Genomic DNA, 13,522 nt, shown 5'->3' on the forward strand with positions numbered 1-13,522 from the left:
CCACGCGGCCCCTCGCCTTCCTCACCACACCACCCATGCTGGAGGACAGCAGTGCACAGCCGTATCGGCCTCTTCCTGTCACCCGTCCACGAGACGGGTCAGGACCCGCATCTGGCGATTCACCGCAATCTCGACCTGGTGGAGCACGCCGACCGCCTGAACTTCGACGAGGCGTGGTTCGGCGAGCACCACACCCTGGGCTGGGGCCTCGTCGGCGCCCCGGAAACCATGATCGCCGCCGCGAGCCAGCGCACCCGGCAGATCAAGCTCGCGCACGGCGTGGTCCCGCTCTCCGGGCACCACCCCTTCCACGTCGCCAGCCGCGCGGTGCACCTGCACCACCTCGCCCGGGGCCGCTACATCCTGGGCGTCGGCCCGGGCGTGCCCTTCGACGCCGGCATGTTCGGCCTCGACCCGAAGGTGCAGCGCAAGCGCCTCGACGAGGCCCTGCCGACCGTCCTGGAGCTGGTCAACGGCGAGGAGCGCGTCACGCAGAAGACGGACTGGTACGAGCTGAACGACGCCAAGCTCCAGCTGCCCCGCTTCGGCCCCGGCCCGATCGAGGTCGCCATGGCCACCTCCGGCACCTCGGTGACCAGCCCCCGCCTCGTCGGCCGGTACGGGCTGAGCATGACCTCCTTCGCGCTGCCGTTCGCCCTGATGACCCCGGGCGCGCCGGACCACATCGGACTGGCCCAGCAGTGGAAGCACGCCGAGGAGGCCGCCGACGAGTTCGGGCGGACCATCCGCCGCGAGGACTGGCGCATCGCCCTCCCGGTGCACGTCGCCGAGACGAGCAAGCAGGCGTTCGACGAGGTCCGCGAGGGCTACGACCGCTGGCTCTTCGAGTACTTCGGCAAGGCCGCCGGCCGCGAGGTCCAGCCCCCCGGCACCCCGCGCGAGAAGCTCCTGGAGGCCCGCGTGGAGGCGGGCGGCGCCCTGGTCGGCTCCGTCGACGAGGTGGTCGCCGGCATCCGCCGCATGCAGGAGGCCACCGGCGGCTTCGGCACCCTCCTGGTGTACGTGGCGGACTGGACCTCGTACGAGAACACCAACCGCAGCCTGGAGCTGCTCGCCCGGTACGTGGCCCCGCAGATCACCGGTGCCGCGGCCCGCCCCCAGGAGGCCGTCGACTGGGCGATCGCCGCCCGCGCGGCGCGGTAGGCCGCGCCCGCCCCACTGCGTCTCGCCGACGAGCGCGGCGTCCCGGCAATCCCGGGACGCCCGCGCCGCCGGTGACCGAAGCCCTCACCGCCGACCAAGACCGTCCGCCGGACCGAGTGGAAACGCATCGCATGCTGCAACAGACCGAGCCGGTACAACACCCTTTGGATCAGCGCTCGTTCCGTGACATTCTGGGCCGTTTCACCACCGGAGTCGTGCTCGTGACCGCACAGGCGGCGCACGGCCCGGTGGGGATGGCCGTCAACTCGTTCACCTCCGTCTCGCTCGACCCGCCGCTCATCGCGCTGTGCGCGGCGTACACCTCGACCACGTGGCCGGACATCCGGGCGACGGGGAGCTTCGCGGTCACCATCCTCGGCGAGCGCCACGCCGAGCTGTGCCGCCTGTTCAGCGAGCGCGGTGCCGACCGGTTCGCCGGCCGCGACTGGGCGTACACCAGGGCCGGGCACCCCATCCCGGCCGACGGACTGGCCTGGCTGGACTGCGGGATCACCGCGATCCACCCCACCGGAGACCACGAACTGGTGGTCGCGTCGGCGGCCGAGGGCGCCCTGGCGGACTCCGCGGAGCCGCTCGTCTTCCACGCGGGCCGGTTCCGCGGGCTCGTCGCCCGGAGCGTCGGCGCCTGAGCCGGCCGTCGCCCGAGCCATTCGGCGGCCACCGGAGCCATGACTCACCAGTTCACCGGCACCACTGTCAGAACGAGTTGAGGGAGATACCGAAGCCGTGGGCAGTTCGCACTGGCACGAGCACTGGAACACGCGCCGCAGCCCCTTCGCCGAGGAGTGCCGGCAGGCCCGCGCCACCCTGCTGGCGGACCTCAAGGACCCCTACGCGGCCCAGCAGCGGGTCCTGAACGACATCATCGCCCTGTGCGCCGACTCGCTGCGCTGGAAGGAGCGGGGGTACGACGCCGTCGCCGCCGACCCGGCGGCCTTCCGCGACGTCGTCCCGGTGATGCGGTACGCCGACTTCACCGAGGACATCGACCGGGAGACCCGCACCAAGGGCGGGGTCCTGTCGTGCAGCCCGGTGCTGCGCTGGCTGAAGACGAGCGGCACGACCGACGTCCCCAAGCGCATCCCGTACACCCTGCACTGGCTGCTGACCTACCGCATCCCGGCGATGCAGGCCATGTGGGGCACGTACATGGAGCACCACCCCGAGATCCTCGCCCACCCGCACGCCACGCTCGACACGCAGACCGTGTACGACGACGTCGACGACTTCCTGTACGGCGTCCAGTACCAGGCGATCAGCAACCGCCACCCGCGGATCAACAGCCGCGACTGGAACCCGCCGTGGTCCGCGGCCCCGTGGTTCGGCACCGAGGCGCCGTCCTCGCACGCCGGGCGGATGTACCACCGGATCCGCCACCTCGTGGGCAAGGACCTGCACTTCGTCTCGGCCATCAACCCGAGCACCCTGATCTCGCTGCGGGACCTGGTCGCCGAGCACGGCCCCGACCTGGTCCGCGACCTCGCCGAGGGCACCCTCGAAGGCAAGCCGTACACCGACCCCGACCCCGAGGCGGCCCGCCACCTGCAAGGCGTCCTGGACCGGAGCGAGTTCGCCCTCACGGACGTCTGGCCCTCGCTGCGCCTCTACAGCTGCTGGCTGTCGTCCTCGGCCGGGCTCTACCAGTCCCGGCTGGACACCGTGCTGCCGGGCGTGGCCGCCATGCCGTTCATGAGCTGCGGCACCGAGGGCGTGACCACCATCCCGGTCGACGACTCCCTCGACAGCCAGCCCCTCGCCGTCAACCAGGCCTTCTTCGAGTTCGTACCGGCCGGGGTGGAGCTGGGCGCACTGCTGGACGCGGGCGAGGGGGTCGACACCCTGCTCTTCGACGAGGTGGAGGAGGGCCGCGACTACCACCTGATCATGACGCAGGCCAACGGCCTGCACCGGCTGTGGAGCGGGGACGTCTACCGCGTCGACCGGATCGTGGACGGCACCCCCTGGGTGCACTTCGTGCAGCGCGACGACATCTACCACTCCTTCACCGGCGAGAAGATCACCGAAGTGCAGGTCACCCAGGCCATCGAGCAGGCCCTCGGCGACCGGGGGATGCCCGTCGGGCTCTACATGTGCGGACCGCAGTGGGCCGAACCGCCCTACTACGTGGTCGTCGGCGAGGCCACCGAGCCGGGACCCGACCTGGACCGGGCCCTGTCGGAGGCGGTGGACCGCGCGCTGGGCGTCATCAACATCGAGTACGCGTCCAAGCGGAGCAGCGGCCGCCTCGGCCCGCTCTCCTTCGCCACGGTCCCGCACGGCGCCATCGCCGCCTACACCGAAGCGCGCCGCCAGCAGGGCAACGCCACCCAGTACAAGTACAAGCCCTTCCAGAAGGACACGGACTTCGCCGCCGACCTCCTCGGCGTGACGGCGGCGACGGCAGCGACGGGAGCGCACCGGTGATCGAGACGAAGAGGCCGCCGCAGAACCTCCGCCGGGAGATCATCACGCTCGCGGCCGACGACGGCACCGACCTGGCGCTCCACCTGTGGCGGCCCCGGGAGCGGACCAAGGGGGCGGTCTTCTACCTCCACGGGCTCCAGAGCCACGCCGGATGGCTGTGGGAGGTGGGGCCGAGATTCGCCGACAACGACATCGCGTTCTTCGTGCTCGACCGGCGCGGCAGCGGCATCAGCGGCGGGCCGCGCCACGAGATACCCGACGTGGACACGGTGATCTCCGACTACACCGGCGCGCTCGCGCATGTACGGAAGCTGATCGGCGACGAGATCCCGCTGACGCTGTTCGGGCACTGCCTGGGCGGCTCCTTCCTCGCCGCCCTGCTGCACCACTCCGCCTTCGACGTCCGCTACGACGCCGCCGTCTACTGCTCGACGTGGCTGGGCCGGCTGCACTCGCTGCTCGGCGGGGAGGAGCGCGCGGCGCTGGCCGCCGAGCGGTCCACCGAGCTGTGGGACGCGGGACTGAAGTCGCACGACTTCACCGACGACCCCCGCTACCGGCACTTCATCGACCACGACGACCTGGCCCTGCGGGAGATCACCCGCCGCTCCCGCGCCACCCTGCTGGGGCTGGAGCGCCTCTACCTGGACCCGCACCACCCGGACCGGCGCGAACTCCCGGAGGCTCCCGCGGCGTTCGTCTCCGGCCTGACCGACCCGATCGTCGACCTCGACGACACCCACCGGGTGTTCAACCGGATGGTCTCCGACCGGGGCATGATCATCAAGTTCCCGACCGACCGGCACTACCTCTTCTACACCGACGTCCGCGACGACGTGGTCGACTGGGCGTCCGCCTACACCCTGCTCCAGGCCGTGGACCGCGATGTCTGAGGCCGAGGCCCGGCTGTACCGGGTGGCGCTGCCGATGCGCGTCGGCTTCGACCACCCGGCGGCCCGCCGCTCCGCCAGCGACAGCCTCGTGCTGAGCCTGACCGTCGACGGGGTGACCGGCCTCGGGGAGTGCGCGCCGCGCGCGTACGTCACGGGCGAGACGACCGCGAGCGTCACGGAGGAGCTGCGCGGGGTCCCGCTGGACGGGCTGTTCGCACGGCTGCGCGAGGTCCCGCCGGAGGAACTCCTCGACCGGCTGCGGCGGGACGGCTTCGCGGCGGCGGGCGTGGACCTGCCACCCGAGGCACCGGAGCGGCCCGGCGCGTACAACAACCTCGTCTGCCTGCTGGAGACGGCGGTCCTCGACCTCCTCGCGCACCGGCTCTCCGTCCCGGCCGCCGACCTCCTGGAGGGTTTCCCGGCACCCGCCACCCTGCCCGTGTCGCAGGTCCTCGACCTCAGCCTGGACGTCGACGAGTTCCTCGACACCCGCGGCCCCTTCCACTTCGTCAAGGTCAAGGCGTCGGAGGACATCGACCGCGACGTCCGCACGGTCGGCGCCATCCGGGACCGGCTCGGCCCGAAGGTCCCCGTCATGGTGGACGCCAATATGAGCTGGACCCCCGAGACCGCCGTGCCGTACGCGCGCCGGCTGCGCGACGCCGGTGCCGAGCTCGTCGAGGAGCCGCTGCCCCGGCGCTCCTGGGACGCCCTGCGCACGCTGCGCCGCGAGTCCGGCATCCGCGTGATGCTGGACGAGTCGGTGTGCACGCTCGCGGACGCCCGGGCGGCCGTGGCCGCCGAGGCCTGCGACGCCGTCAACGTACGCGTCGCGAAGAACGGCGGCCTGCTGAACGCCGCCCGCCTGGTCGCGTACGCCCGAAGCGCCGGCCTCGCCTTCCAGATCGGCGTCCAGGTCGCGGAGACCGGCCCGTTGATCAACGCCGGCCGCGCGCTGGCCTTCCGCAGCCCCGACGCCCTGACCGTCGAGGCCGGGCAGTCCGACCGGTTCTTCCCCGGCCCCGAGATGATCGTCTCGCCGCGCCCCCTGGTGGACCGCCGGGCCAACACCCTCGCCCCGCCCCCCGGACCCGGCTTCGGGCTCCGCCTGACCCCATCGGCCGCGCCCTGGGCCGCCCTGACCTGGGCCGACGGCCGCTGGTCCCCCCTCACCCGCAAGGAGAACCCACGTTGACGGTCCTGTACGAGTGCGTCCACCGGGGCGCGCGGCACTTCGGTCTCGGCTCGCCCGAGGACACCGTCCTGCGCCTCTACCCGCTGGGCGACACCGACCTGCGGGCCGCCCTGCTCGCGGCGGGCGGCGACACGGAGGCGTTCGTCGCCGCCGTCACCGAGGGCCGCACCCCGGCCGAGGCGGCGCCCGCCGACGTACGCTTCCGGCCTCCGCTGCTGCCGGAGTCGGCCGGCGACGCCATGGTCAGCGGCTTCATGGCCACCCACAACGTCAAGGTCGACGACAGCACGCAGACGCAGCCCAACTGGTTCTTCAAGGGCCTCGGCGACGTCCTGAAGGTCCCCGGCGAGCCGCTGCGCGCGCCCGCCGGCTCCGTCGCGCTGACGGAGGAGGCGGAGGTCGTGCTCGTCTACGTCACCGACGAGCACCGCACCCCGCAGTACGCCGGCTACACCTTCGGCAACGACCTCACCGACATCGGCCGCTTCAAGCGCCACAACGGCCACCTGTCGTACGCCAAGCTCTGCGACGCGGGCGTGGCCCCCTGGCTGTTCCTGGGCACCCCGCCCCGCCACGTCACCGGCGAGGTCACCATCGCACGCGACGGCGCACCGGCCTGGGAGGGCACCTTCACCACGGGCGTCAAGGCGCTCCACTACGGCCTGCGGGACATGATGGCCGGCCTGTTCTCCCACGAGGCCCTGCTCCACCCCGGCCGAGTGCACTACGTCTACCTCGGCGCGGACCGCAGCAGCTTCCACAGCGGCTTCACCATGGCCGACGGGGACCGCGTCGAGATGCGGTTCACCACGCACGGTGTGGAGCTGTCCCACCCGGTGTCGGCCCCCTGACCACGGCGCGGCGGGTGGACCGGGTCCCTCACGGCTACCGGGCCCGGTCCACCCGCCGCTCGTCCCACACCGGCTCGGCGGACTCGCGGACGACCCCGTCCGCGCCGAACACCAGGAAGCGGTCGAAGGCCCGCGCGAACCACCGGTCGTGCGTGACCGCGAGGACCGTGCCCTCGTACGCCTCCAGGCCCACCTGCAGGGCCTCCGCCGACTCCAGGTCCAGGTTGTCCGTCGGCTCGTCGAGCAGCAGGGCCGTCGTGCCCGACAGCTCCAGCAGCAGGATCTGGAAACGCGCCTGCTGCCCGCCCGACAGCCGGTCGAAGGGCTGGTCGCCCTGGCGCTCCAGCTCGTACCGCCGCAGCGCGGACATCGCCCCGCCCCGGTCCTTGGCGTGCTCGGTCCACAGGATGTCGACGAGCGTCCGGCCCAGCAGCTCCGGGTGCGCGTGGGTCTGGGCGAAGTGCCCCGGCACCACCCGCGCGCCGAGCTTCCACGTGCCGGTGTGGGCGACGTCCTCCCCCGCCAGCAGCCGCAGGAAGTGCGACTTGCCGGAGCCGTTGGAACCGAGGACGGCGACCCGCTCGCCGTAGAAGACCTCCAGCGAGAAGGGCTTCATCAGCCCGGTCAGCTCCAGCCCGGAGCAGGTCACCGCCCGCACCCCGGTCCGCCCGCCGCGCAGCCGCATCCGGATGTCCTGCTCCCGCGGCGGCTCCGGCGGCGGGCCCGCCTCCTCGAACTTCCGCAGCCGCGTCTGGGCGGCCTGGTAGCGGGAGGCCAGCCCGTCGTTGTACGCGGCCTTGTTCCTCAGGGTGTTGACCAGCTGCTTGAGCTGCGCGTGCTTCTCCTCCCAGCGCCGCAGCAGCTCCTCGAAGCGCGCGAACCGCTCCCGCCGCGCCTCGTGGAAGGTCGCGAAGCCGCCCCCGTGCACCCACACGTCCGACCCCGCGGGACCCGGCTCCACGGCCACGATCTTCTCGGCGGCCCGCGCCAGGAGCTCCCGGTCGTGCGAGACGAACAGCACCGTCTTGCGCGTCTCGGCGAGCCGCTCCTCCAGCCACCGCTTGCCGGGCACGTCCAGGTAGTTGTCCGGCTCGTCCAGCAGCAGGACCTCCTCGGGCCCGCGCAGCAGCGCCTCCAGGACGAGCCGCTTCTGCTCGCCGCCGCTCAGCGTGCGCACCTCACGGAACTGCGCCTTCTCGTACGGCACTCCCAGCGCCGCCATGGTGCACATGTCCCAGACGGTCTCGGCCTCGTACCCCCGCGCCTCCGCCCAGTCGCTCAGCGCCTGCGCGTACGCCATCTGCGCGGCCTCGTCGTCGACCGTCAGGATGCGGTGCTCGGCGGCGTCCACCGCGGCCGCCGCCTCCCGGATCCGCGCCGGCGCGACCGACACCAGCAGGTCGCGCACGCTCCGCTCGTCCCGTACCGACCCGACGAACTGCGGCATGACACCCAGCCCGCCCCCGACGGTCACCGCACCGCCGTGCGGCTGGAGCTCCCCCGCGATCAGCTTCAGCAGCGTCGACTTGCCGGCGCCGTTCGCTCCCACCAGGGCCACCACCGCGCCCTCGCCCACCCGGAACGACACATCGCCGAGCAGGATCCGACCGTCCGGCAGGTAGTACTCCAGATGCGCGACCTCTACATGACCCATGGAGCGCATTCTCTCCGGGGAAGAGCCCCCGTCCCAACCGCATTAGGATGCGCGGCATGAGCTTTGGGGGATCGCAGTGGCCGCCGCAAGAGCCGCACCGGCCGTACCAGCAGCACCAGCAGCCGTACCCGCCGTCGTACGAGCAGTCCTACGACGCCGGCACGCCCGACTGGAGCGCGCTCGCCGAAGCCTCCGAGGCACGGGCCCGGCGCAGGCGCTGGCTGCTCATCGGCGGCGGCGCGCTCGCCACCGCCGCCATCGGCACGATCATCGCGGTCGCGATCGTCTCGGCCAACAAGGGCGGTGACGACAACAAGGCGTCCGGCACCGGCAGTTCCACCCCCGAGCTGCCCACCGACACCACCAAGCCGCAGCCGTCCTTCTCCTCCGTCGCTCCCCCGCCCCCGCCGAACCCGATGGACTTCATCTCCACCGCGCAGAAGGACAAGGCGCCCCTCACCCCCGAGTCCCTCTTCCCGGGCAAGACGCTCACGATGGGCGACCGCGTCTACGACAAGGGCGCGACCAGCTCCACCACCGACTGCACCGCCGCCGTCCAGGCCGGCCTCGGCCCGGTCCTCACGAAGCACGGCTGCAGCCGCGTGATCCGCGCCACGTACGAGAAGGACGGCGTCGCCATCACCGTGGGCGTCGCGCTCTTCGACACCACGGCCGCCGCGCTCAAGGCCAAGGAGCAGGTCCAGGGCGGCGTCGCCCCGCTCGCCGGGTCCGGCGTCGGGGGCTTCTGCCAGGCCAAGACGGTCTGCCTGCGCCGCGCCAACTCCCTCGGCCGATACGCCTACTTCACCCAGGCGGGATACACCAGCGGCAAGAAGGTGACGAAGGCGGACGACGTCGTCTTCAAGACCAGCGACGACGTCGGCACCTTCGCCTTCAACCAGATCTACGCCCGCGGCCGCGCCCAGGCGTCAGCAGCAGCCGCCTCCCCCGCGCCCGCCGGCTGACACCGAGATCGGCAGTGACCGCTTGTTGCGGGCCTCCAGGTTCCTGGCGGCCAGCAACTCGTCGGCCGGGTAGCCGACCTCTTCCAGCGTGAGCCCGTGCGGCCGTACGACATGGACGGCCGAGTCCCGCACGCCCGCGGCCAGCACCTTCCCGGGCCACTCCACCGGCCGGTGCCCGTCGCCGACGAAGAGCAGCGCGCCCACCAGCGAGCGCACCATGTTGTGGCAGAAGGCGTCCGCCCGGACCGTGGCCTCCAGCACCCCGGACGGCAGCCGCTCCCAGCGCAGCTCCTGGAGCGTGCGGATGGTGGTCGCCCCGTCGCGCTTCTTGCAGTACGCGGCGAAGTCGTGCTCGCCGACGAGCCGCTCGGCGGCCGCGTTCATCGCGTCGACGTCCAGCGCCCAGTCGTGCCACAGCACATGGCCCCGCAGCAGCGGGTCCACACCGCCCGGATCGTCCGTCACCCGGTACGCGTACCGCCGCCAGATCGCGGAGAACCGCGCGTTGAAGCCGGCCGGAGCCTCCTCGACGCGCCAGATCCGCACGTCGTGCGCCAGCCGCCCGGCCAGCCGCCGCAGCAGCTTGTCCCGGTGCTCGGCCCACAGCGCCTCCGGCAGGTCGACGTGCGCGACCTGCCCGCGCGCGTGCACCCCGGCGTCGGTCCGCCCGGCCACGGTCAGCTCGTACGTCTCCGACGACCGCGTCACCGTCCGCAGCGCGTCCTCGATCTCGCCCTGCACGGTCCGCTGGCCGCCGGCCTGCTTGGCCCAGCCGTGGAAGTCCTTGCCGTCGTAGGACAGGTCCAGCCGCACCCGTACGAAACCGGGCTTCACCTCATCGCTCACGCGTCCATCCTCTCAAGCGCGCGACACAACGGAACGGGCCCGCCCCCCGCGAGGGGAACGGGCCCGTCCGTCAGCCTTCAGAACGCGGTTCAGGCGTCCTTGGACTCTTCGGCCTTGGCCTCGTCAGCCTTGGCCTCGGCCTCGTCGGCCTTCGCCTCGTCGACCTTGGCGTTGGCCTCGTCGGCCTCCTTGACCGCGCGCTTCGTCGCGGCCTCGGCCTCGGCGACGGTCGCCTTCTTCGCGATCTCACCCTCGACCAGCTCGATCACAGCCATCGGGGCGTTGTCGCCACGACGGTTGCCGATCTTGGTGATGCGGGTGTAGCCACCCGGGCGCTCGGCGTAGCGCGGGGCGATCTCGGTGAAGAGCGTGTGGACGATGCCCTTGTCCGTGATCGTCTGCAGCACCAGGCGACGGTTGTGGATGTCGCCCTTCTTCGCCTTGGTGATCAGGCGCTCGGCGACCGGACGCAGGCGGCGGGCCTTGGCCTCGGTCGTGGTGATGCGGCCGTGCTCGAACAGCGACTTCGCGAGGTTCGCGAGAAGCAGCTTCTCGTGCGCGGCGCTGCCGCCCAGACGGGCACCCTTGGCGGGCTTCGGCATGGTGTTTCTCCTTGTGATCTGCACCGGCCGTATCAGGTACCGGTGTCAGGACCCCGCAGGCGGACGCCTACGGGCAGCAATCAGTCAGTACTGCTCGGTCTCGACGAAGCCCGCGTCCGCGTCGTCGTCGGCGCCGAAGGCGTCGGCGGCGGCGGTCGGGTCGAATCCGGGCGGGCTGTCCTTCAGGGCCAGGCCCATGCCGGCCAGCTTCGCCTTGACCTCGTCGATCGACTTCGCACCGAAGTTGCGGATGTCGAGCAGGTCGGCCTCGGAGCGCGCCACGAGCTCACCCACGGAGTGGATGCCCTCACGCTTGAGGCAGTTGTACGAGCGGACCGTGAGCTCCAGCTCCTCGATCGGCAGCGCCAGGTCCGCGGCGAGCGCGGCGTCCGTCGGGGACGGACCCATGTCGATGCCCTCGGCGTCGATGTTGAGCTCGCGCGCCAGGCCGAAGAGCTCGACCAGGGTCTTACCGGCGGAGGCCATGGCGTCACGCGGACGCATCGCCTGCTTGGTCTCGACGTCGACGATCAGCTTGTCGAAGTCGGTGCGCTGCTCGACTCGGGTCGCCTCGACCTTGTAGGTGACCTTGAGGACGGGCGAGTAGATGGAGTCGACCGGGATGCGGCCGATCTCCTGGCCCGCCTGCTTGTTCTGAACGGCGGAGACGTAGCCGCGACCGCGCTCGACGGTCAGCTCCATCTCGAGCTTGCCCTTGCCGTTCAGCGTGGCGAGCACCAGGTCGGGGTTGTGCACCTCGACACCGGCCGGCGGGGCGATGTCGGCCGCGGTCACGAGGCCCGGGCCCTGCTTGCGCAGGTACATCACGACCGGCTCGTCGTGCTCGCTCGACACGACCAGCTGCTTGATGTTGAGGATGAGGTCGGTGACGTCCTCCTTGACGCCCGGCACGGTGGTGAACTCGTGCAGGACACCGTCGATGCGGATGGACGTGACGGCCGCACCCGGGATCGAGGAGAGGAGCGTACGGCGAAGCGAGTTGCCGAGCGTGTAGCCGAAGCCCGGCTCCAGGGGCTCGATGACGAACCGCGAGCGGTACTCGTCGACGACCTCTTCGGTCAGCGAGGGACGCTGAGCGATAAGCATGGTGTGTTTCCTTCAGTCGTGGACGCCCGCTATTTGACGTCCTCTGATTGCAAGGGTACGGGCGGCACGCCCCCGAAGAGCCGTACCGCCCGGAACCTCACAGAACAAGCAGCAACCGTGCCCGTGCGTCAGACGCGGCGGCGCTTCGGCGGACGGCAGCCGTGCTGCGAATTCCCGGGGGATAACCCCCGGACCCCCAGCAGACCGCCGCACCGCGGCCGAGCCGTGCGTCAGACGCGGCGGCGCTTCGGCGGACGGCAGCCGTTGTGCGGGGTGGGGGTGACGTCCTGGATCGAGCCGACCTCGAGGCCGGTGGCCTGGAGGGAGCGGATCGCGGTCTCACGGCCGGAGCCGGGACCCTTGACGAAGACGTCGACCTTGCGCATGCCGTGCTCCTGCGCGCGGCGGGCGGCCGACTCGGCGGCCATCTGCGCGGCGAAGGGGGTGGACTTGCGCGAGCCCTTGAAGCCGACGTGGCCGGCGGAGGCCCAGGAGATCACGTTGCCGCTCGGGTCCGTGATGGACACGATCGTGTTGTTGAACGTGCTCTTGATGTGCGCGTGGCCGTGAGCGACGTTCTTCTTTTCCTTGCGGCGCACCTTCTTGGCAGCGCCCTGACGACCCTTGGGGGGCATGTCTTACTCCTACGGGAGGTGGTCGGTCCTACAGCGAAGACCGTGGACAGTCGTCCGCTGCGGACTACTTCTTGCCCGGCTTCTTCTTGCCGGCGATGGCGCGACGCGGGCCCTTGCGGGTACGAGCGTTCGTGCTGGTGCGCTGACCGTGGACCGGCAGACCGCGGCGGTGACGCAGACCCTGGTAGCAGCCGATCTCGACCTTGCGGCGGATGTCGGCCTGGATCTCGCGACGGAGGTCACCCTCGGTCTTGAGGTTGGCGTCCACGTACTCGCGGATCTTGACCAGGTCCTCCTCGGACAGGTCACGAACGCGGGTGTTCGGGTTCACACCGGTGGAGGCGAGGGTCTCCTTCGCCAGGGTGCGGCCGATGCCGAAGACGTAGGTGAGTGCGACCTCCACGCGCTTGTCGCGCGGGATGTCAACACCGGAAACGCGTGCCATTCAATGGCTCCTGTGTGTTCGGGGGTCTTCCGCAGCACCGCTCCGTGGCCGCCGACCCCTTTTGATCAAAAGAAGTGGTACGTCCAGGTCCCCGGCCCCCGCCGGAGGTGTCGTCAGCCCTGTCAGGGGCTTGGACGGGCGCTGCGTATGTACGAGTTTGCTCGCGTCGCGCGAAGATACTGCGAGGTGCAGGATGGCGTGCGTCAGCCCTGGCGCTGCTTGTGGCGCAGGTTGTCGCAGATGACCATGACCCGGCCGTGGCGGCGGATCACCTTGCACTTGTCGCAGATCTTCTTGACGCTCGGCTTGACCTTCATGGGATGTGAGGTTCTCCGGGTCAGTGCCACCACCCGCGCGGAAGAACACCGCGCCGGTGCGGGCAAGATCTACTTGTAGCGGTAGACGATCCGGCCACGCGTCAGGTCGTACGGAGAGAGCTCCACCACGACCCGGTCGTCCGGGAGGATACGGATGTAGTGCATCCGCATCTTGCCGGAGATGTGCGCGAGGACCTTGTGACCGTTCTGGAGCTCCACCTTGAACATGGCGTTCGGCAGGGACTCGATCACGGTGCCCTCAATCTCGATGGCACCTTGCTTCTTGGCCACGCTTCGCCCTTCGAATCGGCTACCTTGATCGACTCTCCGTCTCCGTGTGTGGACACACGGGTACACGAGAGCCGACGCATCAGTCTACGTCAGGCCATTCGAAAAGACGAAT

15 protein-coding genes are annotated in these 13,522 nt (G+C 71.0%); 7 read left to right on the plus strand and 8 right to left on the minus strand.

The window, feature by feature from the left end:
* The first annotated feature begins 51 nt into the window (after positions 1 to 51).
* From AB0A69_RS16455 to AB0A69_RS16480, 6 genes are all read left to right on the plus strand, one after another.
* Positions 52 to 1,164 (plus strand): LLM class flavin-dependent oxidoreductase, encoded by a 1,113-nt coding sequence (locus tag AB0A69_RS16455; protein WP_361421358.1) that lies wholly within the window; start codon positions 52 to 54, stop codon positions 1,162 to 1,164.
* Positions 1,165 to 1,295: 131 nt separating this feature from the next.
* On the plus strand, positions 1,296 to 1,814 hold the full coding sequence (locus AB0A69_RS16460) for a flavin reductase family protein (protein WP_361421361.1): 519 nt from the start codon (positions 1,296 to 1,298) through the stop codon (positions 1,812 to 1,814).
* A 97-nt stretch (positions 1,815 to 1,911) separates the two neighbouring features.
* Positions 1,912 to 3,609, plus strand: coding sequence for a GH3 auxin-responsive promoter family protein (locus AB0A69_RS16465; RefSeq protein WP_361421364.1), 1,698 nt, complete (start codon positions 1,912 to 1,914; stop codon positions 3,607 to 3,609).
* Complete coding sequence (locus AB0A69_RS16470) at positions 3,606 to 4,502, plus strand: alpha/beta fold hydrolase (protein ID WP_361421367.1); 897 nt, start codon at positions 3,606 to 3,608, stop codon at positions 4,500 to 4,502. Before AB0A69_RS16465 ends, AB0A69_RS16470 begins: the two co-directional genes overlap by 4 nt.
* Positions 4,495 to 5,697 carry an enolase C-terminal domain-like protein gene (locus AB0A69_RS16475; protein ID WP_361421370.1) on the plus strand — a complete coding sequence of 401 codons (1,203 nt, stop codon included), beginning with the start codon at positions 4,495 to 4,497 and terminating at the stop codon, positions 5,695 to 5,697. The genes AB0A69_RS16470 and AB0A69_RS16475 overlap by 8 nt, the downstream gene beginning before the upstream one ends.
* Complete coding sequence (locus tag AB0A69_RS16480; protein WP_361421373.1) at positions 5,694 to 6,548, plus strand: fumarylacetoacetate hydrolase family protein; 855 nt, start codon at positions 5,694 to 5,696, stop codon at positions 6,546 to 6,548. The genes AB0A69_RS16475 and AB0A69_RS16480 overlap by 4 nt, the downstream gene beginning before the upstream one ends.
* Positions 6,549 to 6,582: 34 nt before the next feature.
* Here AB0A69_RS16480 and AB0A69_RS16485 read toward each other — a convergent pair whose 3' ends face one another.
* Positions 6,583 to 8,211 (minus strand): ATP-binding cassette domain-containing protein, encoded by a 1,629-nt coding sequence (locus AB0A69_RS16485; RefSeq protein WP_361421376.1) that lies wholly within the window; start codon positions 8,209 to 8,211, stop codon positions 6,583 to 6,585.
* 47 nt (positions 8,212 to 8,258) lie between these two features.
* On the opposite strand from AB0A69_RS16485, the gene AB0A69_RS16490 reads away from it, so the two are divergent.
* Positions 8,259 to 9,167 (plus strand): hypothetical protein, encoded by a 909-nt coding sequence (locus AB0A69_RS16490; protein ID WP_361421379.1) that lies wholly within the window; start codon positions 8,259 to 8,261, stop codon positions 9,165 to 9,167.
* Here AB0A69_RS16490 and truA read toward each other — a convergent pair.
* The 7 genes from truA to infA all read right to left on the minus strand — a co-directional run bounded on the left by truA (position 9,132) and on the right by infA (position 13,410).
* Complete coding sequence (truA, locus tag AB0A69_RS16495; RefSeq protein ID WP_361421382.1) at positions 9,132 to 10,013, minus strand: tRNA pseudouridine(38-40) synthase TruA; 882 nt, start codon at positions 10,011 to 10,013, stop codon at positions 9,132 to 9,134. The genes AB0A69_RS16490 and truA overlap by 36 nt on opposite strands.
* An 89-nt stretch (positions 10,014 to 10,102) precedes the next feature.
* On the minus strand, positions 10,103 to 10,615 hold the full coding sequence (rplQ, locus tag AB0A69_RS16500; protein ID WP_351809138.1) for a 50S ribosomal protein L17: 513 nt from the start codon (positions 10,613 to 10,615) through the stop codon (positions 10,103 to 10,105).
* 84 nt (positions 10,616 to 10,699) lie between these two features.
* On the minus strand, positions 10,700 to 11,722 hold the full coding sequence (locus tag AB0A69_RS16505; RefSeq protein WP_023587013.1) for a DNA-directed RNA polymerase subunit alpha: 1,023 nt from the start codon (positions 11,720 to 11,722) through the stop codon (positions 10,700 to 10,702).
* 230 nt (positions 11,723 to 11,952) lie between these two features.
* Positions 11,953 to 12,357: a 30S ribosomal protein S11 gene (rpsK, locus tag AB0A69_RS16510; RefSeq protein ID WP_003956432.1), complete on the minus strand. Its 405-nt coding sequence runs from the start codon at positions 12,355 to 12,357 to the stop codon at positions 11,953 to 11,955.
* 64 nt (positions 12,358 to 12,421) lie between these two features.
* A complete protein-coding gene (rpsM, locus tag AB0A69_RS16515; RefSeq protein ID WP_064069941.1) occupies positions 12,422 to 12,802 on the minus strand; it encodes a 30S ribosomal protein S13 in 381 nt (126 codons plus the stop codon).
* Between the two features lie 203 nt (positions 12,803 to 13,005).
* Positions 13,006 to 13,119 (minus strand): 50S ribosomal protein L36, encoded by a 114-nt coding sequence (gene rpmJ, locus AB0A69_RS16520; protein ID WP_003956441.1) that lies wholly within the window; start codon positions 13,117 to 13,119, stop codon positions 13,006 to 13,008.
* A gap of 69 nt (positions 13,120 to 13,188) precedes the next feature.
* On the minus strand, positions 13,189 to 13,410 hold the full coding sequence (gene infA / locus AB0A69_RS16525) for a translation initiation factor IF-1 (RefSeq protein WP_003956442.1): 222 nt from the start codon (positions 13,408 to 13,410) through the stop codon (positions 13,189 to 13,191).
* Between the last annotated feature and the right edge of the window lie 112 nt (positions 13,411 to 13,522).

Source organism: Streptomyces sp. NPDC045431, from assembly GCF_040646655.1.
In the GTDB taxonomy this organism is placed as follows: domain Bacteria; phylum Actinomycetota; class Actinomycetes; order Streptomycetales; family Streptomycetaceae; genus Streptomyces.

Coding starts and splice junctions, on each gene's coding strand:
- AB0A69_RS16475 (WP_361421370.1), top strand. CDS start 4,495: ATGTCTGAGGCCGAGGCCCGGCTGTACCGGGTGGCGCTGCCGATGCGC.
- rpsK (WP_003956432.1), bottom strand. CDS start 12,357: ATGCCCCCCAAGGGTCGTCAGGGCGCTGCCAAGAAGGTGCGCCGCAAG.
- AB0A69_RS16505 (WP_023587013.1), bottom strand. CDS start 11,722: ATGCTTATCGCTCAGCGTCCCTCGCTGACCGAAGAGGTCGTCGACGAG.
- AB0A69_RS16485 (WP_361421376.1), bottom strand. CDS start 8,211: ATGCGCTCCATGGGTCATGTAGAGGTCGCGCATCTGGAGTACTACCTG.
- AB0A69_RS16490 (WP_361421379.1), top strand. CDS start 8,259: ATGAGCTTTGGGGGATCGCAGTGGCCGCCGCAAGAGCCGCACCGGCCG.
- rplQ (WP_351809138.1), bottom strand. CDS start 10,615: ATGCCGAAGCCCGCCAAGGGTGCCCGTCTGGGCGGCAGCGCCGCGCAC.
- AB0A69_RS16460 (WP_361421361.1), top strand. CDS start 1,296: ATGCTGCAACAGACCGAGCCGGTACAACACCCTTTGGATCAGCGCTCG.
- rpsM (WP_064069941.1), bottom strand. CDS start 12,802: ATGGCACGCGTTTCCGGTGTTGACATCCCGCGCGACAAGCGCGTGGAG.
- rpmJ (WP_003956441.1), bottom strand. CDS start 13,119: ATGAAGGTCAAGCCGAGCGTCAAGAAGATCTGCGACAAGTGCAAGGTG.